We start from the raw sequence: 26102 nt of genomic DNA, 5'->3' as shown, positions 1-26102 counted from the left end.
GGCATGATCGGCGGGTGAACCACGACCCTGAAGCCTTTCGAGTTCGCGACGCCGAAGCGCGCGGGGTGACACCGGCCGACCTTCGTCGCGTCGAGTGGGAGCGGCCCTTCCATGGCATTCGGCGCAGGCAACGAGACACTGGGCCACCGCGGGGCGTGAGAGATCGGGTAGTCGATCTCTGCCGGGCGCTGCTGCCAGCCCTTCCCGAGGGCGCGTTTTTCAGCCACGTCACCGCGGCGATTCTGTGGGGGTTGCCCCTACCCGCCGCGCTCGAGTCGAATGACGCACCACTCCATGTCACGACGCGCTCGGGCAATGCACTCCGACGCCGAGGAGTCGTCGGCCACCTCCGTCGATCCGCACCTCCGCACGTGCTTCGCGCGGGGATTCCGGTCAGCACGCCCATCGACACCTGGGTCGACTGCCGGACCACCCTGGACGACATCGAGCTCGTCGTCGTGGGCGATGCCCTCGCCGGGGAGTGGTCGCCCTACCGCGGAGCTCACCACTGCGATCCGTCCGACCTCGCGGCCGCTGCCAGAAAGGCCACTGGCAAAGGATCCGCTCGACTCCGCCGCGCCGCCACCCGTATTCGAGCCGGTTCGAAGTCACCCCAAGAGACGCGGCTCCGACTCGCGCTCGTCGAGTCCGGTCTCCCCTAGCCCGAGATCAACGTGACCAAGTACGGCCCGGATGGTGCCTGGCTGGGTGCAGCCGACCTCGCCTACGACGAGCAACGCCTCGCTATCGAGTACGAGGGCGATTACCACCGCACCGATCGCGACCAATGGTTCGCCGATATCGCGCGGCGCGAACGTTTCGACGATGCCGGTTGGCGCACCGTGAGGGTCACCGCCGCCGACATGCGCCACCTCGATGCGCTCTGCACCCGAATCGCCCGCCTCCATCGCGAACGAACTCCGTGAGACCTCAAAAACGACCAGGATCCGCGCCCGGCGCCTGTCGAATTTGAGGTCTCACGCGCGGCGCGACGCGGCGCGGCGCGACGCGACGCGACGCGACGCGACGCGACGCGACGCTAGGCGAAGACGATGCAGGCGGGCGAACCCGTCGCGATGAGCGCGGTTGGGGCACCCGGCACACCCGTCGCCGGGTCGATCGGCAAGACCGCGACCGTGTCGGAGAGCTGGTTCGCGACGAGCATCTCGCCCGCGTCGATCGCGAAGTGGCGCGGCCACCGACCGCCGCACGGCACCTCGGCCACGAGCGCTAGGCGCCCGGCCGTGGCCGTGGACGTGTCTCCGTCCGGCTCCGAGCCCGCGAGCACGGCGATGGTGTCACGCCCGCGAACTGCGACGTACACCCGCCCGCCCTGCACCACGAGGTGCGAGAGGAGCGTCTCGCCCGTGCCTGCCTCGACCGATGGGTCGCAGGCCAGCACCGAGTAGTCGAGGGTGAACCCCTCGGCAGAGTGCGACAACACGTGCAGGCAGCCGTCCAGCTCGCCCGCGACGACGAGTTGCTCGCCGAGCCAGGCGAGATGCCGTGGCCCCGATCCGGCGGGCAACGCATGCGCGCCGACGAACGACGGTTCAAGGGTGATCGGATCGACGGCGACCTCGAAGAGGCGGTCCGTGCCGAGGTCGGCGACGAGCAGCGTGCCCCACGGCGTCGGTGTGGCGCTGTGGGCGTGCGGCGCCTCCTGACGCTCGACGTGGGGCCCGGTGCCAGCAGGCAGGGGGAGCACGCGGGCCACTCGCGCAGGATCCAACGCATCGGCAGAAAGGACAGCGACCGTTCCGGCCGTGTAGTTGGCGACCACGAGGGATCCTGAAGCCGGATCGACGACGACGTGGCAGGGGGCGCTACCGCCCGATGCGGCGATCGAGGCGGGTACGAGCTCACCGGCCGAGTTCGTGAACGAGACGACGCGCCCCGCCGCCGTCTCGGAGACGATGTGCACCTCCCCCTCGGTGAGGGTGAGGAACGACGGGTCGTCGACCGGTGCGACCTGGATCAGCTTCCACTGCCCGTCACGCGCCTGCCGCTCGAAGACCGAGACACCCTCGCCCCGCCCGCCACTCGTGGCGGTGTACGAGCCCAGGTAGAAACGTGTGCGGGCCTCGCTCATGATTCGTCTCGGACGCCCGAGGCGATTCGCTCGTGGTGGTGGATGACCTCGGCCACGATGAAGTTGAGGAAGCTCTCGGTGAAGTCGGGATCGAGGCGCGAGTCGGCCGCGATGGCCCGAAGGCGCTTGATCTGCTCGACCTCGCGGCCCGGGTCGCTCGCCGGCATCCCCGCATCCGCCTTGAGGTGGCCGACGGTCTGCGTGAACTTGAACCGTTCGGCGAGCAGATGGACCAGGGCCGCGTCGATGTTGTCGATGCTCTCTCGGATGCTCTGTAGCCGCTCGACGGCGCTGGGGTTCGGTTCCATGGCTCGACTTTATCGGTCGCGGCCTTGCAGAATCTGGTGCGGCTTTGTTACTCGTCGCCGAGGAGGTCGTGGCGGACGATGACCTCGTCGCGCCCGGGGCCGACCCCGATCACGGAGATGCGGGATCCTGAGATCTTCTCGATGGCGAGCACGTAGTCTTGCGCGTTCTTCGGCAGGTCGGCGAAGGTGCGCGCGCCCGTGATGTCGTCGTTCCAGCCGGGGAACTCTTCGTAGATCGGCTTCGCGTGGTGGAAGTCGGACTGCGAGACGGGCATCTCGTCGAAGCGGACGCCGTCGACCTCGTAGGCCACACAGACGGGGATGGTCTCGAGGCCGGTCAGCACATCGAGCTTGGTCAGCACGAAGTCGGTCACGCCGTTGATGCGAGCCGAGTAGCGCGCGATCGGGGCGTCGTACCAGCCGCAGCGACGCGGGCGACCGGTCGTGGTGCCGAACTCGAAGCCCTGGCTGCGGAGGAACTCGCCCGAGGCGTCGAAGAGCTCGGTCGGGAACGGGCCGGCTCCGACGCGGGTCGTGTACGCCTTGACGATTCCGACGACGCGCGAGATCTGCCCCGGGCCGATGCCCGAACCGGTCGAGGCGCCGCCCGCTGTGGCCGATGACGAGGTCACGAACGGGTACGTTCCGTGGTCGACGTCGAGCATGGTCGCCTGGCCCGCCTCGAAGAGGACGTTCTTGCCCGCTTCGAGCGCGTGGTGCAGCTCGAGGGCGGTGTCGGCGACCATGGGGCGCAGGCGCTCGGCGTAGCTGAGCAGCGTCTCGACGACCTCGTCGGCGCTGATCGCCCGGCGGTTGTAGATCTTGACGAGCAGGTGGTTCTTCTGGTCGAGGGCCGCCTCGACCTTCTGCCGCAGGATGTTCTCGTCGAAGAGGTCTTGCACCCGCAGGCCCACGCGGTTGATCTTGTCGGCGTAGGCCGGCCCGATGCCGCGACCGGTGGTGCCGATCGAACGCGAGCCCAGGAAGCGCTCGGTGACCTTGTCGAGGGTGCGGTGGTAGTGCGTGATGAGGTGCGCGTTGGCGCTGACACGGAGCTTCGACACGTCGACGCCTCGGGCGATGAGGGCGTCGAGCTCGTCGAACAGCACCTCGATGTCGACCACGACACCGTTGCCGATCACCGGCGTCACGCCCGGGGTCAGGATGCCCGAGGGCAGCAGGTGCAGGGCGTACTTCTGATTGCCGATCACGACCGTGTGGCCGGCGTTGTTGCCACCGTTGAATTTGACGACGTAGTCGATGCGGCTGCCGAGCAGATCGGTCGCCTTGCCTTTGCCCTCGTCGCCCCACTGGGCTCCGATGATCACGATTGCGGGCATGGTGTTCTCCTCGCGGTCGGGGATCGCACCCGTGCGCAGGTGCACCCCAGTGTATCGGAGCCGAGGATCCGACGGCCCGGCGGGCAGAATCGACTCACGAAAAGCACGATCGAGACACTAAAACACAATCGAGCCACGGCATGCCGTGGCTCGATTGCGTTATTTCGGTCTGACGCGGGTTCGCCGGCCCTAGTCGGCCGAGGGCGGCTGTGAGCCGGAACCGCGCCGCGCCCTGGTGAGCACCACGACGACGGCCACGAGCGCGACGAGGATCACCCCGCCGCCGACCCCGAGGGCGAGGGGGAGGCCGTTGGATCCTTGGCTCGTCGCCTCCGGGGCGGTGCCATCGCCATCGGTCGCCGCCGCAGAGCCCGACGAGGCTGCGGGCGCCTGGTCACCGCAGGTCGGCCTGCGGTCGGCGCCCTCCGCTGCGGTCACCGACGCCGGCTTGTCGTAGCTGAACGCGAGCGACGACGTCACCGTGTGCCCGTCGGCCGAGACGATCTGCCAGCGGGCCGTGTAGTCGCCGGACGCGCCCAGGGCAACCGGCACCGTCACGTCGGTGTCGGCGATGGTCGGGCAACCGGTCTCGAAGTGCTTTCCGGCTGGGCCGGTCACCTGGACGACATTCGACGAACCGTCGCCCGACAGGTCGAGCACGCGATCGTCGAAGGTCAGCTTGACGCTCGTGAGCTCGGTCGACACGGTCGAGCCGGCCTTCGGCGTCGACGACACGAGGTAGTCGTGCGCGTTCGCGGCGGCTGCCGGGGCGAGCACGAGGGCGCCGACCCCGAGGGTGACTCCGAGGGCCGTGGCGAGGCGCCTCACGAGCGGGCCGAGCCTCGAGTGCTCCGCACGTAGGCGAGGAGCGCGACCACGAGGGCCAGGGCTCCGAGCCCGAGACCGGCGATGCCGAAGCCGAGCCCCAGGCCCGAGGTGGTTCCGGTACTGGCGGATGCCACCGGCGTCGCCGTCGCCGTATCGGTGGCCGTCACGCCCCCGTGGTGGCTGTCGGTCGCCGCACCGATCGCGAGCACCGGAGCGGGGTGTTCGGGCTCTTCGCCGTCGGCGGGCGTCGGCTCGTTCCACTTGACCACGCTGCCGTCGCTGTAGGTCTGAGTCGTCGGGAGCTCGACCTCGTCGACCTCGGGAACGGCACCGGCCGACACGGTGAAGAGCTGGAACTCACCCGGCGCGATCCCGTCGGCGGTCGAGTCGGCGGTCCAGGTGACGCGGGTGACCGCCTTCGTGATGGTGCCGTAGTCGGTCTTCACGGCCTTGGGGAGCGTGCCGGTGGTCACGACGGCCTTCCAGCCGGCGAGCGGCTGGAACGACACCGAGGTGAAGGGGTGGTCGGTCGGGAAGTCGACAGCGACCTTGGTCGTCGACGCGGTGGCCGACTCGGTCGGAACCTTGAACTGGAGCGTGGAGTACGAACCGGCGGTCACGTCATCGCCCTCGACGTGCACGTGTGCCGATGCGGCGAGAGGTGCGGCCAGTGCGAGGGCACCAGCGAGGGGAAGAGTGAACGCGGTGCGCAGGGCGAGGGTGCGGGTGCGGGTGCGGGTGCGGGTGGTGGGCATGGTGAATCGTCTTTCTGTCGTCTGAATGGCGCCCGGGCGCGGGAGGCTCGGGGCGCAGCGACTTAGCCCGGCAGCGGGCGGTCGCAGGAAAATGGGGTCAGACGACAGCGGGCGGGCCGCGATGGGGGCGAGCAGCGAGGAGCACACCGAGCCGGCGAATGCCACGTCGGTCGGCCAGAGCCCGGACCAGCCCGTGCCGGTCGGGGAACAGGGCGAACCCGAGGATCCGCGACACCAGCGCGAGCCGGGCGACCGCAAGTCGGGCGATGGTCACCAGCGCACGCTCACCGTGGAGCAGCAGTGCGATCGTGAGGAGAGCAGCCACGGCGTGGCCGAGCCACATGCGCGTGTCGCTCATGCCCTCCATACCGTGGCTGGCCGATCCCGTGACGTCGGGGAGGTGGACGGTCGAGCCGCCCGACATCACCATGCCGAGCATGCCCACCGAGTGACCGCTGCCGGCTGAGGCGGGAAGCGACGTTCCGAGGCTGAAGAGCAGGTGGAAGACGATCTGGCTCACGCCGACGGAGACCGCCAATGGAACGAGGGCCAGGGCCCGTGCGCTGAGTGCGATGCAGACGAGGCAGGCGAAGACGAGAGCCAATACCGTGCCAAGGAGGCCCGGCACCATGCCGCCGCCGGCGACGTGTGAGAACGCGGCGATTGCCACGGAGAGGGTCGCCACGATCAGGCCGCGCGTGACGCGCAAACCCCTCGAAGCGACCCGGACCGTCATGCCTGAAATCTTACGGGGAACGCGATCAGCGGTCGGAGCGCGAGTTGTCGGCCGCGCCCGCCGGTGCTTTGCCGGCCATGCGCGCGAGCTGCTCGTTGTAGGCGTTCAGCTCGGCGTCTCCGTCGACTTCGGCCCGTCGGTCGTACCGCTTGGCGGTCTTCTCGTCGCTGGTGATCCACTGGCGCATCACCATCAGGGCCACGAGCACGGTCGGGAACTCGCCGGCACCCCACGCGATGGCGCCACCCGTGTGCTGATCGGCCAGGAGGTCTTGGTAGTTCGTCTTGCCGAGCGCGTGCCACCAGTCGGCGGCGAGGATGTCGGTGCCGGACATGATGGCGAGACCGAAGAACGCGTGGAACGCAAGCGTCGCGAGAAGCAGGATGATGCGGAGCGGGAACGGCGGCCGCTTGGGGCCGGGGTCGACCCCGATGAGTACGAAGAAGAAGACGTACCCGGAGAGGAGGAAGTGCACCTCCATGATGAAGTGCCCGGGGTGCGTCTGCAGCGAGGCTTCGAACCAGCCCGTCCAGTAGAACGCGACGAGACTGCCGGCGAAGACCACGGCCGCGACAATGGGGTTTGTGATGAAGCCGGCGTAGCGCGAGTGCGTGATAAGCATCAGCCACTCACGAGCACCGCGGCTGTTGTCGTGGCGCTTCGGGAGCACGCGAAGCGCCAGCAGAATCGGGGCACCCAGCACAAGGAGCGGGGGGACGTACATCATCAGCACCATGTGCTGGATCATGTGCGTCGAGAAGTTCACGGCGCCGTAGACGCTTGGGCCGCCGCTCGTAGCGAAGAGCACTCCGAAGCAGCCGAAGAGCCAGGGGACGGTGCGGCCCCACGACCAGCTGTCGCCGCGGCGCTTGAGGCGGTAGACGCCGATCAGGTAGAGGCCGGCCATGACGGCCGCGACGGCGATGAAGAAGTAGTCGGGGTGGAACCCGAACAGGAAGCGCGGCAGGGTGATCGGCGCCGGATAAGCGAAGCCGATGAGCCCATCACGGGTGTCGCCCTCCGCGACCTGAGGTACAGGCGGCGCCGACTGCGATAACGCTACCGAGAGCCCCATTGCCACCGACATGAACACAACCTCGGCCGCTGCAAGACGAACGAAGGCTCGCGTTCGACCGGGTTCGCGAACGAGCCGCGGAATGACATGCCTCCGGTGCAGCACGCCAGCGACGCCGAGCCCGATCAGGATGAGCGACTTGACGAGGATCAGGAGGCCGTAGGTCGAGGTCACTAGGTCGGCCGGACCGGTCAGACGCAGGCTCGCGTTGATGACACCCGAGAACGCGACGAAGGCGAAGGCCCAGACGGCGATCGTCGAGTAGCGGGAGACGACCGCGGCGAGATGCCGGCCCGCCTTGTTGCGCAGCAGGATGATCGCGATCAGACCGCCCATCCACACGGTGACGCCGATGAGGTGCATGGCCAGGCTGTTCACCGCGTTGACGTGCTCGTTCGTGCCCGACGAGTGCCCCGACAGGGAGAGGGGAAGCAGCGCGAGGAGCGCGAATACAGTTGCCGTCGCCGTCCACGAGACATTTTTCGTCGCCAGAAGAATCACTAGAGCGACGAACACGCACCCAATCGTGACCACCCAGGTCTGCCCGATCTCGAGCTGGAAGGTGACGAAGAGGAACTGGTGCCGGAATGTCGACGAGGTGATGGGAACCTGAAGCACGCTCGCCACGCGAAGCACCAAGGCGCCGACGCTGGCCACCAACCACACGGTGGCCGACCATGTGGCCCACCGGGTCGCATGCCACTGGCTAAAGCTGGCCGACTTTGGAGCCTTCGTCTGGCCAGGAAGAACGACCGACGACACCACCAACAGACCGATCGTGACGGCGGCGGCGGCGTCGAAGACGCCGGTCACCAGGGGAAGGCCGTTACTGACGACGACACCGGGATCGACGAGACGTGAGCCACCGAGCGCACCGGTGAAGTACATGGCCGCGAGCGCCAGCACGAGCAACAGCACGCCCGACCCGATCAGCCAGATGGCCACGGCAGACGGTCGGCCGGATCGCACGGGACGGGGAGCGTCACCGCCAGAGTCGCCCCCCTGCGAGGCGCGGCGGCTCGACGACAGGTCGAGACGGGTGGTCTCGAAGCGGAGGTCGTCGATCTGATCGGTCACCCAGTAATAGTACGGACACGCTCCCGATCCCCGTCGGAGTTATCCACAAGGCCGAGACACCTCCCCGCATTCGCAACCGCTCGTTCACCCGGGCTCGCCACTCTGCTGGCATGGACGCACGCACGAACCTCGACGAGATCGCACGCACGAACCCCAATTCGAGCCCCGGAACGACCACACACGCGAACCCGCGCAAGATCCTGCGGGTCGGCATCGACGGCCTGCGCATCGACGACGCCCTCACAGGCGTCCACGCCCCCGTGCTCTCCGCCTTCGCCCGCGCGGGCCGACTTCTCCCGCTCGAGATGGAGGTGCCGACGATCTCCGGTCCGGGATGGTCGTCCATTCTGACCGGAGCACCGCACTCGGTCCACGGCGTGTTCGACAACACCTTTCACGGTCACCGCCTCGACGCCACCACCGACTTCCTCGCCCGCGCCTCGCACGCGGGCCGCTCCACCTTCGCCGCGGTGAGCTGGCCACCGCTCGCCGATCCGGCGAGCGCGGGTCCGATCCTCACCACTCGCCTCGACGACCAGAGAGCCGGTCGCCATCGCCTCGTGGTCCGCGACGGCGAGACCTACGGCTACCGCATGGCCGACGGCGACATCGCCGCCTTCACGCGCCTTGCGATCCGCGACGCCGGGCCCGACGCGAGCTTCGTCTACCTCGGCGAAGTCGACGAGGCCGGTCATCTCTATGGCGGGGTCTCGCCCGAGTATGACGCTGCCGTCGGGCGCGTCGACGCCCACCTCGGCACGATCCTCGACGCGGTGGCGCGCCGGGCGAGCACTCACGACGAAGACTGGCTGGTCGGTGTCACGACCGACCATGGGCACCTCGACGAGGGCGGCCACGGCGGAGGCGACCCCGTGCTGACGCGGTCGTTTCTCGCCCTCGGCAGGTACGGGAGCGGCGTGCCGGTCGACGTCGACAGCGCAATCAGGATCCAGCCCACCGACATCTCGCGGATCCTGCTCTCCCATCTCGGCTGATCGGCACCGCGCCCGCCGACGCCGCTAGTCGCCGATCGCCTTCGGGTGCCGGGCTCGGAGCGCCGTCTCTTCGGCGTCGATCGCGGCCAACACGGCCTGCACGGCGTTCTCCTGATACCGCCCGTCGCGGCGGGCAAGAAGCACGGCCTCTCGCTCGGCCTCGATCATGCTGCCGCGAAGCCTGCTGAACATCACCGGCGACTGCTCGCGGTCGGGAGGCGACGGGTTCGCGAGCGACTCCGAGAGGAAGCTTGATGCGCGCCGGAGCTGCTCGACGACGCGCTCCTCATCGTCGTCGCCGCGCACGGCGTCGAGCCGGTCGATGCCGGCCTGCTTGGCCTCTGCCGTGAGTAGCTGTCGTTCGGTCCACTCCTGCGCGAGGTTCGGGGCGGGCAGGTGCACCCGGCGGATGAGCAGGGGCAGCGGCAGTGCCTGCAGCAGTGTGCCGAGAACTACGACGAACGCCAAGAACTGCAGCAGTTCGCGTTGCGGAGTGCCTTCGGGAAGGAGGAAGGCTGCGGCCAGAGTGACCACACCGCGGATACCGGCCGCCGAGACGACCGTGCTCGACGCGGCCGTCCACGCGCGTTCGCGGACTCGCGCCGGCCCGATCCGGTAGAGGAACATCGTGAAGAACACCCACGCGAACCGGGCAGCGATCACGATGGCGAGCACGGCGAAGCTGATGCCGATGGTCGTCCAAAGCCCCGGCCCGAACCAGACCACGTTCTCGAGCACCCCGGCGAGGTTCAGGCCGATGAAGAGGAACACGGCGTTCTCCAGGAGGAACTGCACTGTGCGCCAATTGAGCCGCTCGGCCACGCGGGCCTCGGCCGAGAGCACGACGGGCGACCGGTAGCCGAGGTAGAGGCCGGCGACCACGACGGCGAGCGCCCCGGATCCGTGAAGGAGTTGCGCGGGGAGGAAAGCGAGAAAGGGGGTGACGAGCGAGAGGCTCGTGTCGAGCACGGCGGACCGGAGCCGGCTACGAATCTGGGCCAGCACGATACCGACGACAAGGCCAATACCTCCGCCGACGATCACCGCGAGGCCAAAATCAACCGCGACTTCGCCGGGTGTAACCACATGGTGGATGGCGGCGATTGCCGCATCGAGTGCCACGAGAGCCGTGGCGTCGTTGAGCAGGCTCTCGCCCTCGAGGATCGTCACGACTCGACGCGGGAGCGGCACCGTGCCGGTCACCGCCGTGACCGCGACCGCATCGGTGGGGGCGACCACAGCGCCGAAAGCGAGGCCAGCCGCGATCGTGATGCCCGGCACGATCCACCAGGCGGCGAATCCGACCACCACGACGGTGAAGGCGACGAGCGCGACGCTGGTCAGCACGATGCTGTCGTTACGAGCCCGAATGTCGATCAGCGACGTGCGAATGGCAGCGGCGAACAGCAGGGGCGGCAAGAGGGCGTAGAGGATCAGATCCGGCTCGAGCGTGACCCTCGGCACACCGGGGATGAACGACGCCACTGCTCCGACCGCGACGAGGGCGACCGGGGCCGACCAGCCGACTCGACCCGAGAGCCCGGTCACGGCGACGGTCACGATGACGAACGCGACGATCCAGGCGATCGAGGTCACGGGGTCCATGAGGTCGAGGATGGCACAGCGTCGGCGGCTCGACGAGGGGTGAGCGGAAAGGCCCCGTTAGAACGCCCCGCCGAGCACGAGACCGAGACCGGAGGCGGCGATCGACACGACGAGCATCCCGATGCCGTAGAGGGCTGCTGCCCCGTACCGGCGGTCGTGCACGAGACGCACGGTCTCGACGCTCGCGGTGCTGAACGTCGTGTAGCCGCCCATGAGGCCACCCCCGAGAATCAGCACCCAGTCGTGCGGCAGACCGGCTGCCGTGCCGAGCCCGGTCAGCAGGCCGAGCCCGAACGATCCGGTGACATTGATCACGACGGTCGCGACCGGAAAGCGGCTGACGCGCGCCTTGATGACGCCGTCGAGAACGAACCGCAGCGACGACCCGACACCGCCGGCGAGACAGATCGCAATAAAGACGAGAGGGGTGGTCATCCGGCGTCCTCCTCGTCATCGCCGGTGACGTGGTGGGTCGAGCGCGACTGCACGGCCCCGGCGACGGCGATGCCCAGTACCGCCGCCGCGACCCCGGCGAGCAGCGACAGTGCCGCGTAGGTCAGAGCGACGCCGGTCGCGGATCCTAGGCGGGTCGCCACGTCGGTCGCGAGCGCGCTGTAGGTGGTGAAGCCGCCGAGCACGCCGGTGCCGAAGAGAAGGCGAAAGATCCGGCGCCCCCCATCATCCGATCCGCGCCGCGAGAGCGACTCGAGCAGCGCGCCGAGCGCGAACGAACCGACGAGGTTGATGGCGAACACCGTCGTCGGGAAGCCGTGGGGCGCGGCCGGCCAGGTGAGCGACAGCGCCTCGCGGATGCCGGTGCCGACGGCGCCGCCCGCGAATACGAGGAGGATCAGCCGGGGCTGACGGTGAAGTGGGCTCACGAGTCCAGTTAATCATCCCCGCGCCCTGCTCCGAATTTGAAGGAGATCCGCGCCCTCGACCCCGGCGGATCCTGATGTTTCCGTCGGGGCCGGCGCGTTTCTCCTTCAAATTCGGAAGCGGGCGCGACCGGCAGCAGCTAGTCCCCCTTCACGTTCGCGATCTGCCGCAGCGTGTGCCGGATCGACACCAGATCGGACGCGTCGTCCATCACCTGGTCGATCGGCTTGTACGCCTGCGGGATCTCGTCGAGGAATGCGTCGGTGTCGCGGTACTCGATACCGACCATCGCCTCGCGCAGCTGATCGTGCGTGAAGGTCTTGCGAGCCTTCGACCTCGAGAACTGCCGCCCCGCACCGTGCGGCGACGAGTCGAGTGCGAGCTTGTTGCCGAGCCCCTCGACCACGTACGACGCCGTGCCCATGGAGCCGGGGATCAGCCCGGCCTCACCGGCCCGCGCCGAGATCGCGCCCTTTCGCGAGAGCCAGACGCTCTTGCCGAAGTGCGTCTCTTTCTGCGTGAAGTTGTGGTGCGTGTTGATGCGCTCGAGCTCGGTGACGGGCGATCCCATCCAGTCGGCGAACTGCCGCACGACGCGGTCCATCATCTCCTCGCGGTTGAGCAGGGCGAAGTGCTGCGCCCAGCGGAGCTCAGCGATGTACCGGTCGAACTCCGACGTGCCCTCGATCAGGTAGGCGAGGTCGTCGTCGGGCAACGCGATCCACCACTTCTTCATGAGCGCCTTGGCGACCTGGATGTGCTTCTGCGCGATCTTGTTGCCCACGCCTCGGCTGCCCGAGTGCAGGAACAGCCAGACGTCGTCGTTCTCGTCGAGGCTGATCTCGATGAAGTGGTTGCCCGAGCCGAGCGTGCCGAGCTGCAGCTCCCAGCTCTTCGTGTACGACGCCGGGTCGAATCCGGCCTCAACGGCCATCGCCGTGAGCTCGTCGATGCGCGGTGCGGCAGTCGCCACCACCTTGCGGTTGTACGAGCCGGCCGAGGTCGGCACGGCCCGCTCGATCGCCTCGCGCACCGGCTTGCGGTCGGTGGGCAGGTCGGCGGCGGTGAACTGCGTCTTGACTGCGATCATGCCGCAGCCGATGTCGACGCCCACGGCGGCCGGCATGACCGCCCCGAGTGTCGGGATGACCGACCCCACGGTGGCGCCGAGACCCAGGTGGGCGTCCGGCATCAGAGCGAGGTGCGGAAATATGAACGGCATGGTCGAGGTGGTGCGAGCCTGGGCCTCCGTGGAGTCCTCCAGGATGCTCGCCCAGCTCAGCAGCCGGTTTGTGATCTTCTTCATGGTCCTTTCGTTTCTGTTCGGTGTGACGGAGTGCACCCGGGGAGGCGCATTCCGATCGACCTGCAGTGTCGAAAGAAACGAGAAAAGCCCCGGGCCTCATCGGCGGCCGGGGCTTCGACGGATCGAAAGCTACGGCCCTAGATGGGTTCGTGGAAGGTGCGCTGGATGAGCTCGAGCTCATAGCGCGGGGCGAGTTGCTGGTTGTTCAGCATTTCGTTCCTTCCAGGGGCGGCATGCCGGAGTGGCATGGAGAACTGAGCATAGCGGGCCGAGGATCCGTCGTGTCAAGCAATCGGGTCAGGTCACCATCGACCTACTTCCATAAAGTGCACACGAGAGTGCAAGTTAGGCGTACACTCGCTGCATGCCTTCCACCGCCAGCCGCCCGCGCGCCCCGCGCCGCGACGCGACCGAGAACCGCGAGAGCCTCCTGCTCGCTGCCGGCACCCTGCTCAACCGCGACCCCAATGCCTCCCTCGAAGCCGTCGCCGCGGAGGCCGGGCTCTCCCGTCGCGCCCTCTACGGCCACTTCGCGAACCGCGACGACCTGCTTCGCGAGCTGGCGCTGCGGGGCGCCGCGCGCATCAACGCGGCGCTGCTGCCGGGCGCCGGTGCCGTGCCGGGTGCCGAGCCGACGGATCCTGCGTTCCAGCTCGCCACCGTCGGTGCCCGCCTCTGGAACGAGGTCGACCACGTCCGCACCATGGCCCTCATCACGGTGCGCGGGCCCCAGGCGCTGCTGGTCGGCGACGCACTCCTCCCCCTGCGCGAGCACGTGCGCGGCATCGTCGAGCGCGGCATCACCGATGGCTCGTTCCGTGACGACATCGACGCGCACACCCTGGCCCACCTGATCGAGAGCGCTGCCATCTCTGTGCTCGACGAGTCGACCCGACATGAGATCTCCACCGCGGAGGGGCGACGCCTCGTCGTGCTCTCGGTGCTCGCCCTCGCCGGCTTCGGTCACGCCGAGGCGACGACCATTCTGACCACCCTCACCCCGGAAGAAGAACGATGAGACTCACCCTCGACGGCGTCGCCATCGGCGAGGGCCCCGGCGCCCCGCTGCCCCGGCTCGACGCCACCGCCACCAGCGACATTCCCGCGGTTGTCGCGGTCGAGACGGAGGGGGCCCCGACGCTCGCCTCGCTCATCGCCGGTGGCCGCATGGCCCCCGACACCGGCCGAGTGCTGATCGACGGCGTCGACGACCCCGCCCGCATCCGCGAGGCGTTCGCCCTCATCGACACCCCGACGGTCGCCGAGCCGTTCGCCGACCTGACCGTCCGCACGGTGGTGCAGGAGGAGCTCGCTCTCGCCGGCCAGCGTGGCAATCGGGCGACGTCCGACCTCTTTCTCGAGGCGGTCGGTCTCGCCGAGCACGACGAGACGCGCATCAAGCACCTCCCGACCGAGGCCCGTATCCGCATTCTCTGCGAGCTCGCGCTCCTCCGCCCCGGCGTCGAGGGCCTCATCATCACCACGCCGGAGCGCCACGGCGGCGACACCGCGGCCTGGTTCGGTGTCGTCCGCGACCTCGCCCTCCGCCACGTCGCCGTCCTCCTCGTCACCGGCGTCGCCGCGGCCGCGCACGTCAGCGCGCTGCTTCCCGCGCCCGAAACCGCTTCAGAATCGCAGGACACCGAATGAAGATCGCCGCCCTCGTCCGCTCCGAGCTCAGGCGCCTCACCGCCTCCCCGCTCGCCCGGCTCGCCTTCATCGCGCTGATGTGCGTTCCGTTGCTCTACGGCGGAATGTATCTCTGGGCCAACCAGGATCCCTACGCCAAGCTCGACCACATCCCCGCCGCGATCGTCGACAACGACGCCGGGGCGACCGACTCCGACGGCAACGCGGTCGACTACGGGCAGAAGATCACCGATCAGCTCGTCGACGGCAACGATTTCGACTGGCACGTCGTCTCGCAGGCCGAGGCCGACAAGGGCATCAAAGACGAGACCTACAACTTCGTCTTCTCGATTCCGAAGTCTTTCTCGACCGACCTCACGAGCGCATCGACGACCGATCCGACCGCGGCCAAGATCGACCTGACCACGAACGACACGACGAGCTACCTCTCGTCGACGATCGCCGATCAGGCGGGCAAGACGATCCGGGCGACGATCACCGCGGAGGTCGGCAAGACGGCTGCCAAGACCCTGCTCGTCGGCTTGAACGACGTCCGCGACAACCTGAAAGACGCGAGCGCAGGATCCAGCAAGGTCACCTCGGGCGCGACCGACCTCAAATCCGGTCTCGACTCTGCGAAGTCCGGCGCCACGAAGCTCGCCTCGGGCGCATCCCAGCTCTCGACCGGAGCGTCGAGTCTGAACACGGGTCTCCAGCAGCTCCGCACCAAGACCGCAGCTCTCCCCGCCCAGACGGCGCAGCTGTCGAGCGGCCTCGACTCTCTGCAGTCGCAGACCTCGTCGCTTCCGGCCGAGTCCGCAGCCCTCGACACCGGCGCTCAAAAGGTCGCAGCGGGCAACAAGGCTCTCGATGACGGGGTCGCCCTGCAGAAGCAGGCCGCGTCTGACGTCAAGGCAGCCCTGCCGGCTCAGCTCTTGGCCGCTCAGAAGAAGCAGCAGGCCGCTCTCAATCAAATCTACGCCGCCACGGGAATGACCGATGCGCAGAAGGCCGCCATCCAGCAGGTCGTCGATGCTTCCAACGACTCGACGGCGACCAAGCTGACCTCGGCCGCGACTGCCGCCGAGACACAGCTATCCACGCTCGAAACCACGACCGGTCAGCTCGCCACGGGCAGTGCCCAGGTCGCCGCCGGCACCTCTGAGCTCTCGGCGCAGACGCCGGCCCTCGTCTCGGGAATCCAGCAGCTCGACGCGGGAGCGAACGAGCTCAGCACGGCTGCTCCGGCCCTCACGAGCGGCATCGCCAGCGCGGCCGACGGCTCCGCGCAGCTCGCCTCCGGCGCGGCCACCGCGTCGACCGGTGCCTCCTCGCTCTCCTCCGGCATCACCAAGCTCGACTCGGGCGCGAAGTCGCTCGTCACGGGTTCGACGAAGCTGACGAAGGGCCTCAAAGACGGCGTGAAGCAGATTCCGGCCACGACCGCGGCCACCCGAGACACCCAGGCCGCAGCGATCGCCGACCCGGTGAGCATTCGCGACTCGTCGATCGCGAGCGCCGGCAACTACGGTGCGGGGCTCGCACCGTTCTTCATCAGCCTCGCCGCCTGGATCGGCATGTACGCGCTATTCCTGATCATCAAGCCGATCTCCAAGCGAGCCCTGACGGCAGTCCGCGCCCCGGGCCGGATCACCCTCGCCGGCTGGCTTTCGCCCGCGATCCTCGGCCTGGTGCAGATGGTCGCCCTGTTCGCGATCGTCAAGTTCGCCCTCGGGTTCGACGTCGTGAACCCGGTGCCGATGGTCGGCCTGATGGTGCTCGCGTCGATCACCTTCGCGGCCATCATCATGATGCTCAACGTGCTCCTCGGGAGCGTCGGGCAGTTCCTCGGACTGGTGCTGATGCTCATCCAACTCGTCACCGCCGGCGGCACGTTCCCCTGGCAGACCCTTCCCGGCCCGCTGGCGGCGCTGCACTTCGCCCTGCCGATGAGCTACGCCGTCGACGGCATCCGCCAGCTCATGTACGGCGGCAACATCGGCGCCGCGTGGAGCGACGCCGGGGTGCTCGCCCTCTGGATGATCGGCGCGCTGCTGGTCTCGTTCGTCGCCGCTCGACGCATGACGAAGCGCCGCACGATGCGCGACCTGCGCCCCAGCCTGATCGGCTGATCGCCTGATCGGCTGATCGGCCGGCGTCGCCCTAGCGACCCACCCGAGGCCACGCCCCCGTCGAGACGTTTTGCGCGATGTCAAATTTGACGCAGATCGAAATGGCCGACGTTTCGATTCGCGTCAAATTCGATCGGGCGCAAAACGTCTCTGGAGGGAGGCCAATCCGGCCCGGCCGGCCGGCGAGCGCCCGAAAGTGCACGAATGGGTGCTCGCACGCTCTCCGAGCCACCAATTCCGCACTCTCGGCGGCGGCAACGCGGCAGCAGTGGGACGACGCAACGCTGCGACGGCGTAACGCCAGCGCACCTAACGCCGAATAAGCCCCTCGAGCTCGACCTCATACCGACGGCAGATGTCAGCCCACGTGTAGTGCTCCAGCGCCCGTGAGCGCGCAGCCGTCGACAACTCCTCCTGCCGCGCGGCATCGCCGATCAGGCCGACGACGGCCGACGCGATCTCCGACGGCGTCGGCTGCACGAAGACCGCCGCATCGTCGAGCACCTCTCGGTTGTAGACGGTGTCGCGGGCGACGGTCGGCGCGCCGCAGAGCATCGCCTGCACGAGCGCCGGATTGGTTCCGCCGACGCTGTGCCCGTGAAAGTAGGCACCCGCGTGCTGCCAGAGGGCGAGCAGGCGACGGTCGTCGCTCAGGTGGCCGAGCCACGTCACACGCGGCTCGGCGTCGGCCAGCAACCGGACCGCGTCGTCGATCTCGCCGCCGTAGCCGCTGGATCCTACGATCATGACATTCGTCGTGAGAGCGATCGTGCGGGCCGCCTCGATGAACTCGTGCACGGTGTTCTCGGGCACGAACCGCGCGACGATCAGGGCGTAGCCGCGATGCGTCTGCCCTTCTTCGACAGGGAGGTCGCCGGGCTCTTCGCCGCCGTAGGGGATGAACACGCTGTCGCGTCCGAATCCGTCGCGCCAGCGCCGGGCGATCTCGCGCGCGTCGGCGACCAGTCGGGTGCCCCACCACGCAGTGGTCTTGGCTCCGGCCCGGAACATCAGCTTGGCCAGGCGGCCCCACTTGGCGCGCTCCCATTCGATGCCGTCGACGTTGACGAGCGTCGGGATTCCGCGCAGCTTGAGCAACGGCAGCCAGAAGCCGTTCGCGACGTTCATCACCAGAGCGACGTCGGGCTTGCGGATCATCGCGTCGAGAGTGGCGGTCAGCCCGTAGCTGAGGGTCGACAGCGACTTGCTCTCGACACCGCGGGTCGTCTTCGCTAGCACGCGCGGGTCGAGGTCGGGGTCGTCGTCGCGAGTCGCCCCGTCGCGGCCGTAGACGGTGACGTCCCAGCCCTGCTCGGCGAGGTGCGGCGCGATCTTGCGCACCGCGGTCTCGAAACCGCCGTAATAGCTCGGGTAGCCCCGGGTTCCGATGACGGCGACGGATTTCGACATGCACCGAACCCTAGCGGTCCCACCGAGAAACTATCGTCAAATCCCTTGTTGTTATGTAATATTTGGAGTGTTGCCATCGAAAGGCCCCGACATCTCTTGTTCAACCCACTTCCGCCCCGATCTCGAGGGCCTGCGCGGCGTCGCCGTTCTCGCCGTTTTCGCGAACCACCTCTTCGGCGCGCCCGTCGGCGGGTTCGCCGGCGTCGACCTCTTTTTCGTCCTCTCCGGGTTTCTGATCACCGGCATCCTTATTCGTGAGCGTGACACGACGGGTCAGATCGACCTGGTGGCGTTCCTGGTGCGCCGAGCGCGAAGGATCCTGCCCGCCGCCCTCGTCGTCATCGCCGCGGTCACTGTCGCCGCCGCTGCGCTCTGGCACACGCCGCGCACCCTTGCCGTCGCTCTCGATGCACTCGCCTCCCTGAGCTTCGTCGAAAACTGGCACCTCGTCGCCACCCGCACCGCCTACCTGCAGGGCGACGGTGGGGAGTCGCCGCTCGAGCACTTCTGGTCACTCGGAGTCGAGGAGCAGTTCTACGCTTTCTGGCCCCTCCTCCTCATCGCGACCGGTCTTGCCGCCCGGCGTCTCAAGCGGGGCAGATCAACACGTCTCTCGCAGGCTGTCACCCCGGTTGCGATCGGAGCGATCCTGGTCGCCTCTCTGGCGTTCGCCGCCTGGCGCAGCAGCGTCGATCAGAACGCCGCGTACTTCGACACCGGAGCCCGCGTCTGGGAGCTCGCGGCCGGAGCCCTTGCGGCCACCCTGGCGCCGCTGGTCGCTCGACTCGCGCCGCGGTCTCGACAGCTCCTGTCGACAGCCGGTCTCGTCGGCATCGCCCTCAGCCTCCTCGCCCCCGTCGCTCCACGTCACTACCCCTGGCCCGTGGCCGTGCTCCCGGTGGGCGCGGCCGTGCTCATCCTCCTATTCCCGCCGCGTGGCGGCAGCCATCTCGCCCGGGTGCTCGACAATCGGCCTATCCGCCTTACTGGCCGAATCTCGTATTCGCTCTACCTCTGGCACTTCCCGGTCATCGTCTTCGTCCACAGCCTGCTCGGCACGTCGCCCGCAAGCGCCCTGCTCACCATCGCCTTGGCTGGCCTCCTCGCAGCGCTGTCGTATCGCTTCGTCGAGCAGCCCGCGCTCCGCCACGCGCGCACACCCGAGCGACGACCGGCCCACATCAGCGGAAGCCCTAGTGCACCTCGCCGACGCCTGCAGATCGCGACCGCGGCGATCGTGCTCGTCGCCATCGGCACGGCGACGACCCTCCAGCGGGCGGGCGTGCCCGAACTCACCAGCACCGAGGCCGCCGCCGCCGCGACCCATCTCCTCGGCAAGCGTGAATCGGCGCGCGAGCTCTTCGACCCGTCATCCCTCGAGTCACTCATCACCGCCGGCCTGTCAGACGCCACCTGGCCTTCCACCATCCCGAGCCTCGACCACGCCTTCGACAACCAGTGCGCGCCCGGCATGTCGCTCGAAAGCGGCTGCCTGCACGATGTGACGACACAAGCGACCCACGCGATCTGCTCGACTTCGACACCGGGCGCGACCAAGACCGCGGTGGTTCTCGGAGACTCAATGGCGATCAGCTACCTCCCCATGATCAACCGGGCCCTAGCCGGCCGCGGCTGGCGTGTGGTCGGCCTGGGATTCAGTAGCTGCCCGCTGATCGACGCCACTCTCACGAAACCAGGGCTCGGCGCCGCCTTCACGGACGGCTGCGCGCACGCGCGAGAAGAGAGCCTCACTCTCGTCGACGACCTCGACCCCGAGCTGGTCATCCTCTCCGGTCACGAAACGGCTCCCGAGCGGCTCGAATCACCCGAGCCTCGGGCCGGGACGGGCTGGAGCAGCGGGACGGAAAGCCTCCTGCGCACCCTCGCGGACGCCGATCGCGAGGTCGTCCTCCTGGGGAGCCCGCCGATGGGCCCGCCGATCACGAAGTGCGCGACGAGGCTCTCGTCGCCCCGGCAGTGCGAGACGACCTACTCGGCCGAGCACCGCGCGAAAGATCGGGCCGAGAAGGCGGCGGCCGCCCGGATAGCGGCGGCCGGCCACGACGTCCGTTTCGTGTCGACCGAGAGCTGGTTCTGCTCGGACGGGCGCTGCCCGGCCCAGATCGGCGGAACCCTGGTGCGCATCGACGACAGCCACCTGACGAACGCGATGTCCGAGGTCCTCGGGGCGGTCGCCCGAGACGTGCTGCTCAGGGCGCCGGGCGCGGATCCTTCGGTCTGACCCGCTTCGGCTCAGTCGTTGCCGAGCACTCGCAAGACTTCAGGATCCGACTCGGTCAAGAACGCGGTCAGCCTCTCGACCTCCTCCGTCTCGCCGATTGCAGCGGCTCCGCGCCGCAGGGCGAAGAGTGCCCGCAGCACCCCCCGGTTCGGCTCGTGCGACCACGGCACGGGCCCGTGCCCACGCCAGCCGGCCTTGCGCAGCGAGTCGAGGCCGCGGTGGTACCCGACCCGGGCGTACGCGTAGGCCTCGAGGTCACGACCTCCGCCGAGCGCCGTCTCGTCGGCGAGGAGCGCCCATGCCAGTGACGACGACGGGTGCGCCGAGACGATTTCGACCAGCGGAGTACTCACTGCCAGCGCCGCCTGCACGTCTGGCTCGTCGGGCAAGAGGGTCTCGGGCACACCGAGGAGGTTGTTTGCGGGCATGACGGCAGGGTAGCGCCTCGCTCTGAGCCTTTCTTTATCGAATGTAAAATGCTAAATTGTTCACTCCGATACGTTTTGAGCGGACAACCCCTTTTCTTCCTCCGCTCCTCGACAACATCAGGCAGGGAACATGCAACTCAACGACTACATCCGCATCGTTCGCAGACGATGGGCGACGATCGTCGTCGTGACTCTCGTCGCCGTCTCGTGCGCCGCGGCCTACACGATCACCGCGACGAAGACCTATGTCGCCTCCACGCAGCTCTTCGTCTCCGTTCAGGCGGCCGACGCCAGCAGCGCCGTCGAGGCCGTCCAGGGCACGAGCGCCGCCCAGGAGAAGGTCCGCACCTATGTGGGCGTCATCAAGAGCTCGACTGTCCTCGCGCCGGTGATCAAAAAACTGCATCTTGATACGACACCGGCCGCTCTGGCCGATCGCGTCACGGCGACCGCGAACTCCAACACGACGCTGATGGACGTCGCGGTGACCGACACCGACCCCCAGCGCGCGGCCGAGATCGCGAACGCGGTCGGGGCGAGCTTCACCACCGAGGTCCTCGACCTCGAGTCGCCGCTGGCGGGCGGGTCGAGCCTCGTGAAGGTCCGCACGATCGAGCCCGCAGTCGTGCCGGGCTACCCCTCGTCGCCGCGCGTGCTGTTCACTCTCGCCCTGGGCGGGCTCATCGGCCTCGCTGCCGGATTCTCCGTCGCAGTGCTGCGTTCGGCACTCGACACGCGCATCCACGGCAGTTCCGACGTCGAAGGGATCACCGCGGTTCCCATTCTGGGTGGCATCAGCTTCGACCCGTCGATCAAGAATCGACCGCTCATCGTCCGCGCCGACCCTCGAAGCCCTCGAGCCGAAGCGTTCCGCGCGCTTCGGACGAACCTCCAGTTCGTCGATATCGGCGCGACGAAACGGTGCTTCGTGACGACCTCCTCCGTGCCCTCGGAGGGGAAGACGACCACGACCGCGAACTTGGCCATCGCCATCGCTGAGAGCGGCGCCACGGTCGTGCTCGTCGACGGAGATCTTCGTCGGCCGCGCATCGCCGAGATCATGGGGCTCGAGGGTGCCGTCGGCCTGACCGACATCCTGATCGGGCGCGTCGAGCTCGAAGACGCTCTCCAGCCCTGGGGCCGCGGCAGCCTCACGGTGCTCCCCGCGGGCAGCATTCCGCCGAACCCCAGCGAGCTTCTCGGGTCGGCCGGCATGCACGCCCTCATCCGCGAACTGACCGCCGCCTACGACTACGTTCTCGTCGACGCACCCCCCACACTTCCCGTCACCGACGCCGCGCTCTTGAGCACCGTCACGAGCGGTGCCCTCGTCGTCGCCGCGGCGGGCCGCACGACGAAGAACCAGCTCCAAAGCGCGCTCGACAACCTCGAGCGGACGGGCAGCCACCCCGCCGGCGTCATCCTGACCATGCTTCCGGCCAAGGGCCCGAATGCCTATGGCTACGGCTCCTACGACGCGTACTACGGCATCGACGGAAAAGACCCGTCGCTCGAGACCGACGCTCTCATCTCCGGCCGCCACCGATGAGCCTCACCCGCCCTCGAGTCGTCTACTACCGAATCCACGACCGCACGTACCCACGCAACTCGCGAATCCGGCGCTACTTGGCCGATGCGGGCTTTGAAGTCGTCTCACCGCGACCGAGTCGAGTGCGGGGTCGAATCGTGCGACTGGCGCACGACGTCTTCCGCCTCTGGGCCGAGGCGCGACGCTCGCAGGTCGTCGTGCTCTCCGAACTCCGCCTCGCACACGCCCCCTTCGTCACCCTCGTCGGCCGCCTGACGCGCTGCACCGTCGTGATCGACGGGTTCGTCGGCCTTCACGAAACAGCCGTGGGCGATTGGAAAGCCGTCTCACCGACCTCGTTTCGCGCCCGGCTCCTCCGACTGCAAGACCGTCTGGCGGTCGCCTGGTCAGACGTCTACCTCATCGACACCCAAGTGCGAGCAGCCGCCGTCCGACTTGACCATCCGCGAGCGCGCTGCGTTCTGGCGCTGCCCGTCGGTGCGCCCCCGTGGGCCATGCCCCAGCCGGCCCGAACGACCAGCGAGCCCCTGCGCATCCTGTACTACGGCAACTACATTCCTCTGCACGGGCTCGACATCGTCATCGAGGCCCTCGGCTCGCTTGCCCCGCGCCGGGCGTTCAGTGCGACATTCGTCGGCAACGGCAGCCTGCGTCCGGCCATCGAGGCCCGCGCCGTCAGCCTGGGTATCGCGAACGACTGCGTTTTCCTTGACTCCGTTCCCGAAGAAGCACTCCTATCAGTGATCGCGTCGACTGACGTCGTGCTCGGGACGTTCGGCACATCCGCGAAGGCCCAGTCAGTCGTCGCCAACAAGGTCTGGCAGGGGCTCGCCTGCGGTCGCGTCGTCGTGACCCGCGACACCGCCGCGGTTCGGGAGCTCGCGCCGATCGCGCGAAATCTTCTCGTCGGCGTGCGCTCCCCAGAATCCGCCGAATTGGCCGACACGCTTGCCGAACTCAGCCCGGCAGACGCCGACACGTCGATCGCGACAGACCTCGAGGCCTGGGTGGCAGGCGAATACGCGCAGTTCGGAGACATTCTGCGCGATCTCGTCGAGAGCCGATGCCGCCGATGACCATCCGCCACACCGCCGCCACGACACCCCGCTCCACCCCGGCAGCCCGCACGGGTGCGCTCTTCCTGTTTGCCGGAGCGCCAGTCCTCGGTGCGGCAGCGCCTCTCGCGATCACCATCGCAGTCACTCGGGGCCTCGGTGCCACCGGCTGGGCGTCACTGGCCCTGGCTCTCGCCATCGGCAACGCCAGCACCACGGTCGCCGAATTGGGCTGGGGCGTTGTGGGCCCCCAGCAGGTCGCTCGCCACCCCGATTCCCGCCACGACCTCTACCGCTCGGCTCTGGCCTCCAAGCTCGTCGCTCTCATCGTGATCGCCCCACTCGCGGCGGTCCTCGCGTTCCTGCTCGCCCCGGTCGATCCAGTCGGCGCCGCGGTCGTCGGGGCCGGTGGCGCGATGGCCTCCCTCAGCCCCGCGTGGTTCTTCGTCGGGGCAGGGCGCCCCGGCCTGACGCTGGTCTGCGACACACTGCCGCGCTTGGTTCTCTCGCTCGGCGCCGCCTGGCTCATCGCCGGTGGCGCTTCCCTCGCGTTCTACGGGACCGCACTCGTCACGTCGTCGGTTGTGGCCTGGATCCTCGCCTCTGTGATCGCGGGGCTTCCGCTCGTTCCGCGAGCGCGCGACTTCACGCGGGCGCCCGAGACGCTTCGACGCCAGGCGGTCGTCGTGTCCGGGCGAGCCGTGAGCATCGTCTATACAGCACTCCCCTCGGTCGCCCTTGGCGCACTGGCTCCCGGCGCGGTCGCCCTCTACGCCGCCGTCGACCGACCGCTGCGCATGGGAGTCGTCGTGCTCGGGGCCATCCCGGCTCGGCTGCAGGCCTATCTCGGCGTGGTCGACCGGCGACTCGCCCAGCACCGGGCCCGCAACGCTTTGCTGATCAACGCCGGCATGGGGGTCGCCGCCGCCCTCGTCTTCGGTGCCGGCATGCCCGCGGTCTGGGGCGTTCTGTTCGCAGACTCCGTTCCGATGGATGCGGCCCTCATCGCTCTCGGATCACTGCTGGTCGCCGTGATGTGCGCATCCCGCGGGTTCGGCATCGTGCTGGTCGCCTTTGACGCGTCCAACGACATCACGCGAGCCATTCTGGCGGCGGCGGCAGTGGCCCTCGCGCTCGTCCCCGCGCTCTCTCTCGCCGCCGGGGCCACCGGGGCGGTTGTCGCTGTCATCGTCGCCGAGGTCACAGCGCTTGCAGTTCAGGGCCTCTGCGTGCGCCGTCGATGGCGCGCGACGGCGCCCGCCCGGTGACCCCACTACTCCCAGACCCCTCCTCCCCGAAGGTTCCCTGATGCTCATCGCTCTCGCTGCCCCGCTTGGCGCCGGCCTCTTCTTCCTCCTCGGCGCCCTCGTCCGGCCCGCGCGCGTGCGCGGGATCGCCGTCGCGCTGACCGTGACCGCCCTGTGTCTCTTCTGGTCACGGACGAGCCCGCAGAGCGTCAAAGACGCCACTATCGCCGCCTCGCTCCTCTTCCTCGCCCTGACTGCCCTGTCGCCCCGTGCGCACGCGAGCATTCGGACGTCGATATCGCCCCTCATTCCCCTCACGGCCTTGTTCTTCGGCTGTGCCCTGGCGACGACACAACTGACCAACCCCGAGGGAGTCGGCTTCCTGCTTCGACTAGTGGGCCTGTCGCTGCTGCTCATCACCGTCGTCGGCCAATTCACCCGAGACGACATAGCGTCGCTGCGCCGAGGGCTCATCGCGAACGGTGCGATCCAGGTCGCCCTGGGGCTGATCGAACTTCTCATCACTCACCGCCCAGTCCTCTGGGGCTACCTGATCTACGGCAACGGACGCGGGCTGAACAACGAGAACCACCTCCTCGGCGATGCGGTGTCACGAGTGCAGGGAAGCCTCGGCCACCCGATTCCGTTCTCGGTGGTCATCACCATCGCCCTGGTCCTCCTGCTTGTCGAGTGGAAGACCTTCTCCAGGCCGTGGGCTCTTCTCCTACTCGCCCTCTTCGCGGCGAGCCTGATCCTGTCGGGGTCACGAAGCGGGATCCTCGCCGCTATCCTCGGGGTCGCCTACGTCCTCCTGAACGGGAAGACCCTGTCGAGTCGATGGCGGGGGCTCCTCGCCGTCGCCGCCGGCGCCGCGGCCATTGCGCTCAACGCCGACTCCGTCGGTGCGACCGTCGGCGAACTCGTCGACTCCGGCTCCTTCTCGAACCGTCAGGGAAACCTCTCGTACGTGCCCGCTCTGCTGGCGCGACCCCCGTGGGAGTCGCTCTGGGGCAGCGGTGCGGCCACACAGCAGCTGCTCTTCGACCGCGGGCTCCTGCTCAACAACGGGCTCAACGTCGTCGACAACCAGCTCGTGACCACCCTCGCCACCCAGGGCGTGGTCGGGCTCGTGCTTCTCGTCCTCCTCGTACTCGTCGGGTGGCGCTCAACCGATGCGGCGGGGCGGGCAGCAATCCTCCCCATGGTCGTCATGCTCTTCTCCTTCGACTACCTCGCTTTCGCGTCGATGGTGAGCATCCTGATCGTCTGTCTCGCCATGCCCCGTGTCGAAACGGTGCCGATCGCCGACGACGGGGCCTGTGAGGAAGGCCAGCGAGCAAGCAAACCGATGGCCAAAATGAGAAACATCAACCGCGAAACGATACGGGCCATTCCGATGTAAGGTATAAATACC

At 68.4% G+C, this 26102-nt stretch carries 24 protein-coding genes; 11 read left to right on the top strand and 13 right to left on the bottom strand.

The annotated features are described in order from the left end of the window. The first annotated feature begins 155 nt into the window (after positions 1–155). Together EDF39_RS04410 and EDF39_RS04405 are read left to right on the top strand one after the other, a co-directional pair. A complete protein-coding gene (locus tag EDF39_RS04410) occupies positions 156–662 on the top strand; it encodes a hypothetical protein (RefSeq protein ID WP_123940813.1) in 507 nt (168 codons plus the stop codon). Between the two features lie 12 nt (positions 663–674). Then, a complete protein-coding gene (locus tag EDF39_RS04405; RefSeq protein WP_123940811.1) occupies positions 675–926 on the top strand; it encodes a hypothetical protein in 252 nt (83 codons plus the stop codon). A gap of 113 nt (positions 927–1039) precedes the next feature. Here the strand turns inward: EDF39_RS04405 and EDF39_RS04400 are convergent, their stop codons facing one another. The 7 genes from EDF39_RS04400 to EDF39_RS04370 form a co-directional block, all read right to left on the bottom strand. Next, complete coding sequence (locus EDF39_RS04400) at positions 1040–2092, bottom strand: beta-propeller fold lactonase family protein (protein WP_123940809.1); 1053 nt, start codon at positions 2090–2092, stop codon at positions 1040–1042. Then, a complete protein-coding gene (locus EDF39_RS04395; protein ID WP_055961060.1) occupies positions 2089–2400 on the bottom strand; it encodes a chorismate mutase in 312 nt (103 codons plus the stop codon). Before EDF39_RS04395 ends, EDF39_RS04400 begins: the two co-directional genes overlap by 4 nt. Before the next feature lie 47 nt (positions 2401–2447). Beyond that, complete coding sequence (locus EDF39_RS04390) at positions 2448–3740, bottom strand: adenylosuccinate synthase (RefSeq protein ID WP_055962352.1); 1293 nt, start codon at positions 3738–3740, stop codon at positions 2448–2450. 189 nt (positions 3741–3929) lie between these two features. After that, positions 3930–4568, bottom strand: a complete 639-nt coding sequence (locus tag EDF39_RS04385; protein ID WP_123940807.1) for a copper resistance CopC family protein — start codon at positions 4566–4568, stop codon at positions 3930–3932. Further along, positions 4565–5323, bottom strand: a complete 759-nt coding sequence (locus tag EDF39_RS04380) for a YcnI family protein (protein WP_123940805.1) — start codon at positions 5321–5323, stop codon at positions 4565–4567. Before EDF39_RS04380 ends, EDF39_RS04385 begins: the two co-directional genes overlap by 4 nt. Before the next feature lie 97 nt (positions 5324–5420). Further along, positions 5421–6059, bottom strand: a complete 639-nt coding sequence (locus tag EDF39_RS04375) for a hypothetical protein (RefSeq protein WP_123940803.1) — start codon at positions 6057–6059, stop codon at positions 5421–5423. A 25-nt stretch (positions 6060–6084) separates the two neighbouring features. Beyond that, a complete protein-coding gene (locus EDF39_RS04370) occupies positions 6085–8211 on the bottom strand; it encodes a cytochrome c oxidase assembly protein (protein ID WP_233572964.1) in 2127 nt (708 codons plus the stop codon). A 110-nt stretch (positions 8212–8321) separates the two neighbouring features. Here EDF39_RS04370 and EDF39_RS04365 point away from each other — a divergent pair, with 110 nt between their 5' ends. Next, the gene (locus EDF39_RS04365; RefSeq protein ID WP_123940801.1) at positions 8322–9206 is read left to right on the top strand and encodes an alkaline phosphatase family protein; all 885 of its coding nucleotides are present in this window, start codon (positions 8322–8324) and stop codon (positions 9204–9206) included. Between the two features lie 24 nt (positions 9207–9230). On the opposite strand, the gene EDF39_RS04360 is transcribed toward EDF39_RS04365, so the two are convergent. The 4 genes from EDF39_RS04360 to EDF39_RS04345 form a co-directional block, all read right to left on the bottom strand. Further along, positions 9231–10811, bottom strand: a complete 1581-nt coding sequence (locus EDF39_RS04360; protein WP_123940799.1) for a Na+/H+ antiporter — start codon at positions 10809–10811, stop codon at positions 9231–9233. A gap of 57 nt (positions 10812–10868) precedes the next feature. Then, positions 10869–11246: a fluoride efflux transporter CrcB gene (gene crcB, locus EDF39_RS04355; RefSeq protein WP_123940797.1), complete on the bottom strand. Its 378-nt coding sequence runs from the start codon at positions 11244–11246 to the stop codon at positions 10869–10871. Next, a complete protein-coding gene (locus tag EDF39_RS04350; RefSeq protein ID WP_123940795.1) occupies positions 11243–11692 on the bottom strand; it encodes a CrcB family protein in 450 nt (149 codons plus the stop codon). The genes crcB and EDF39_RS04350 overlap by 4 nt, the downstream gene beginning before the upstream one ends. A 137-nt stretch (positions 11693–11829) precedes the next feature. Beyond that, positions 11830–12996: an RtcB family protein gene (locus EDF39_RS04345; protein WP_123940793.1), complete on the bottom strand. Its 1167-nt coding sequence runs from the start codon at positions 12994–12996 to the stop codon at positions 11830–11832. Between the two features lie 364 nt (positions 12997–13360). Between EDF39_RS04345 and EDF39_RS04340 the strand changes: the two genes are divergently transcribed. From EDF39_RS04340 to EDF39_RS04330, 3 genes are read left to right on the top strand one after another with little or no spacing between them, the layout of a single operon-like run. Next, complete coding sequence (locus EDF39_RS04340; protein ID WP_123940791.1) at positions 13361–14014, top strand: TetR/AcrR family transcriptional regulator; 654 nt, start codon at positions 13361–13363, stop codon at positions 14012–14014. After that, complete coding sequence (locus EDF39_RS04335; protein ID WP_123940789.1) at positions 14011–14646, top strand: hypothetical protein; 636 nt, start codon at positions 14011–14013, stop codon at positions 14644–14646. Before EDF39_RS04340 ends, EDF39_RS04335 begins: the two co-directional genes overlap by 4 nt. After that, positions 14643–16757 (top strand): YhgE/Pip domain-containing protein, encoded by a 2115-nt coding sequence (locus EDF39_RS04330; RefSeq protein ID WP_123940787.1) that lies wholly within the window; start codon positions 14643–14645, stop codon positions 16755–16757. Before EDF39_RS04335 ends, EDF39_RS04330 begins: the two co-directional genes overlap by 4 nt. A 309-nt stretch (positions 16758–17066) precedes the next feature. On the opposite strand, the gene EDF39_RS04325 is transcribed toward EDF39_RS04330, so the two are convergent. After that, complete coding sequence (locus EDF39_RS04325) at positions 17067–18167, bottom strand: glycosyltransferase (protein WP_123940785.1); 1101 nt, start codon at positions 18165–18167, stop codon at positions 17067–17069. Between the two features lie 67 nt (positions 18168–18234). Here EDF39_RS04325 and EDF39_RS04320 point away from each other — a divergent pair, with 67 nt between their 5' ends. After that, complete coding sequence (locus tag EDF39_RS04320) at positions 18235–20409, top strand: acyltransferase family protein (RefSeq protein ID WP_158613155.1); 2175 nt, start codon at positions 18235–18237, stop codon at positions 20407–20409. A gap of 11 nt (positions 20410–20420) precedes the next feature. Here the strand turns inward: EDF39_RS04320 and EDF39_RS04315 are convergent, their stop codons facing one another. Then, positions 20421–20837, bottom strand: coding sequence for a DUF3151 domain-containing protein (locus tag EDF39_RS04315; RefSeq protein WP_123940781.1), 417 nt, complete (start codon positions 20835–20837; stop codon positions 20421–20423). 130 nt (positions 20838–20967) lie between these two features. On the opposite strand from EDF39_RS04315, the gene EDF39_RS04310 reads away from it, so the two are divergent. Genes EDF39_RS04310 through EDF39_RS04295 form a run of 4 tightly spaced genes read left to right on the top strand, consistent with a single transcriptional unit; the run spans position 20968 to position 26090 of the window. After that, positions 20968–22386, top strand: a complete 1419-nt coding sequence (locus EDF39_RS04310; RefSeq protein ID WP_123940779.1) for a polysaccharide biosynthesis tyrosine autokinase — start codon at positions 20968–20970, stop codon at positions 22384–22386. Beyond that, positions 22383–23462 (top strand): glycosyltransferase, encoded by a 1080-nt coding sequence (locus tag EDF39_RS04305; RefSeq protein ID WP_123940777.1) that lies wholly within the window; start codon positions 22383–22385, stop codon positions 23460–23462. Before EDF39_RS04310 ends, EDF39_RS04305 begins: the two co-directional genes overlap by 4 nt. Further along, positions 23459–24709 carry a hypothetical protein gene (locus EDF39_RS04300; protein WP_123940775.1) on the top strand — a complete coding sequence of 417 codons (1251 nt, stop codon included), beginning with the start codon at positions 23459–23461 and terminating at the stop codon, positions 24707–24709. Before EDF39_RS04305 ends, EDF39_RS04300 begins: the two co-directional genes overlap by 4 nt. A gap of 40 nt (positions 24710–24749) precedes the next feature. Next, positions 24750–26090 (top strand): O-antigen ligase family protein, encoded by a 1341-nt coding sequence (locus tag EDF39_RS04295; protein ID WP_123940773.1) that lies wholly within the window; start codon positions 24750–24752, stop codon positions 26088–26090. Positions 26091–26102 lie beyond the last annotated feature (12 nt).

It is taken from the genome of Frondihabitans sp. PhB161, assembly GCF_003814635.1.
Taxonomy (GTDB): Bacteria; Actinomycetota; Actinomycetes; order Actinomycetales; family Microbacteriaceae; genus Frondihabitans.
Note: the sequence above shows the minus strand (reverse complement) of the source record. Positions and strands in the feature narration are given on the sequence as shown.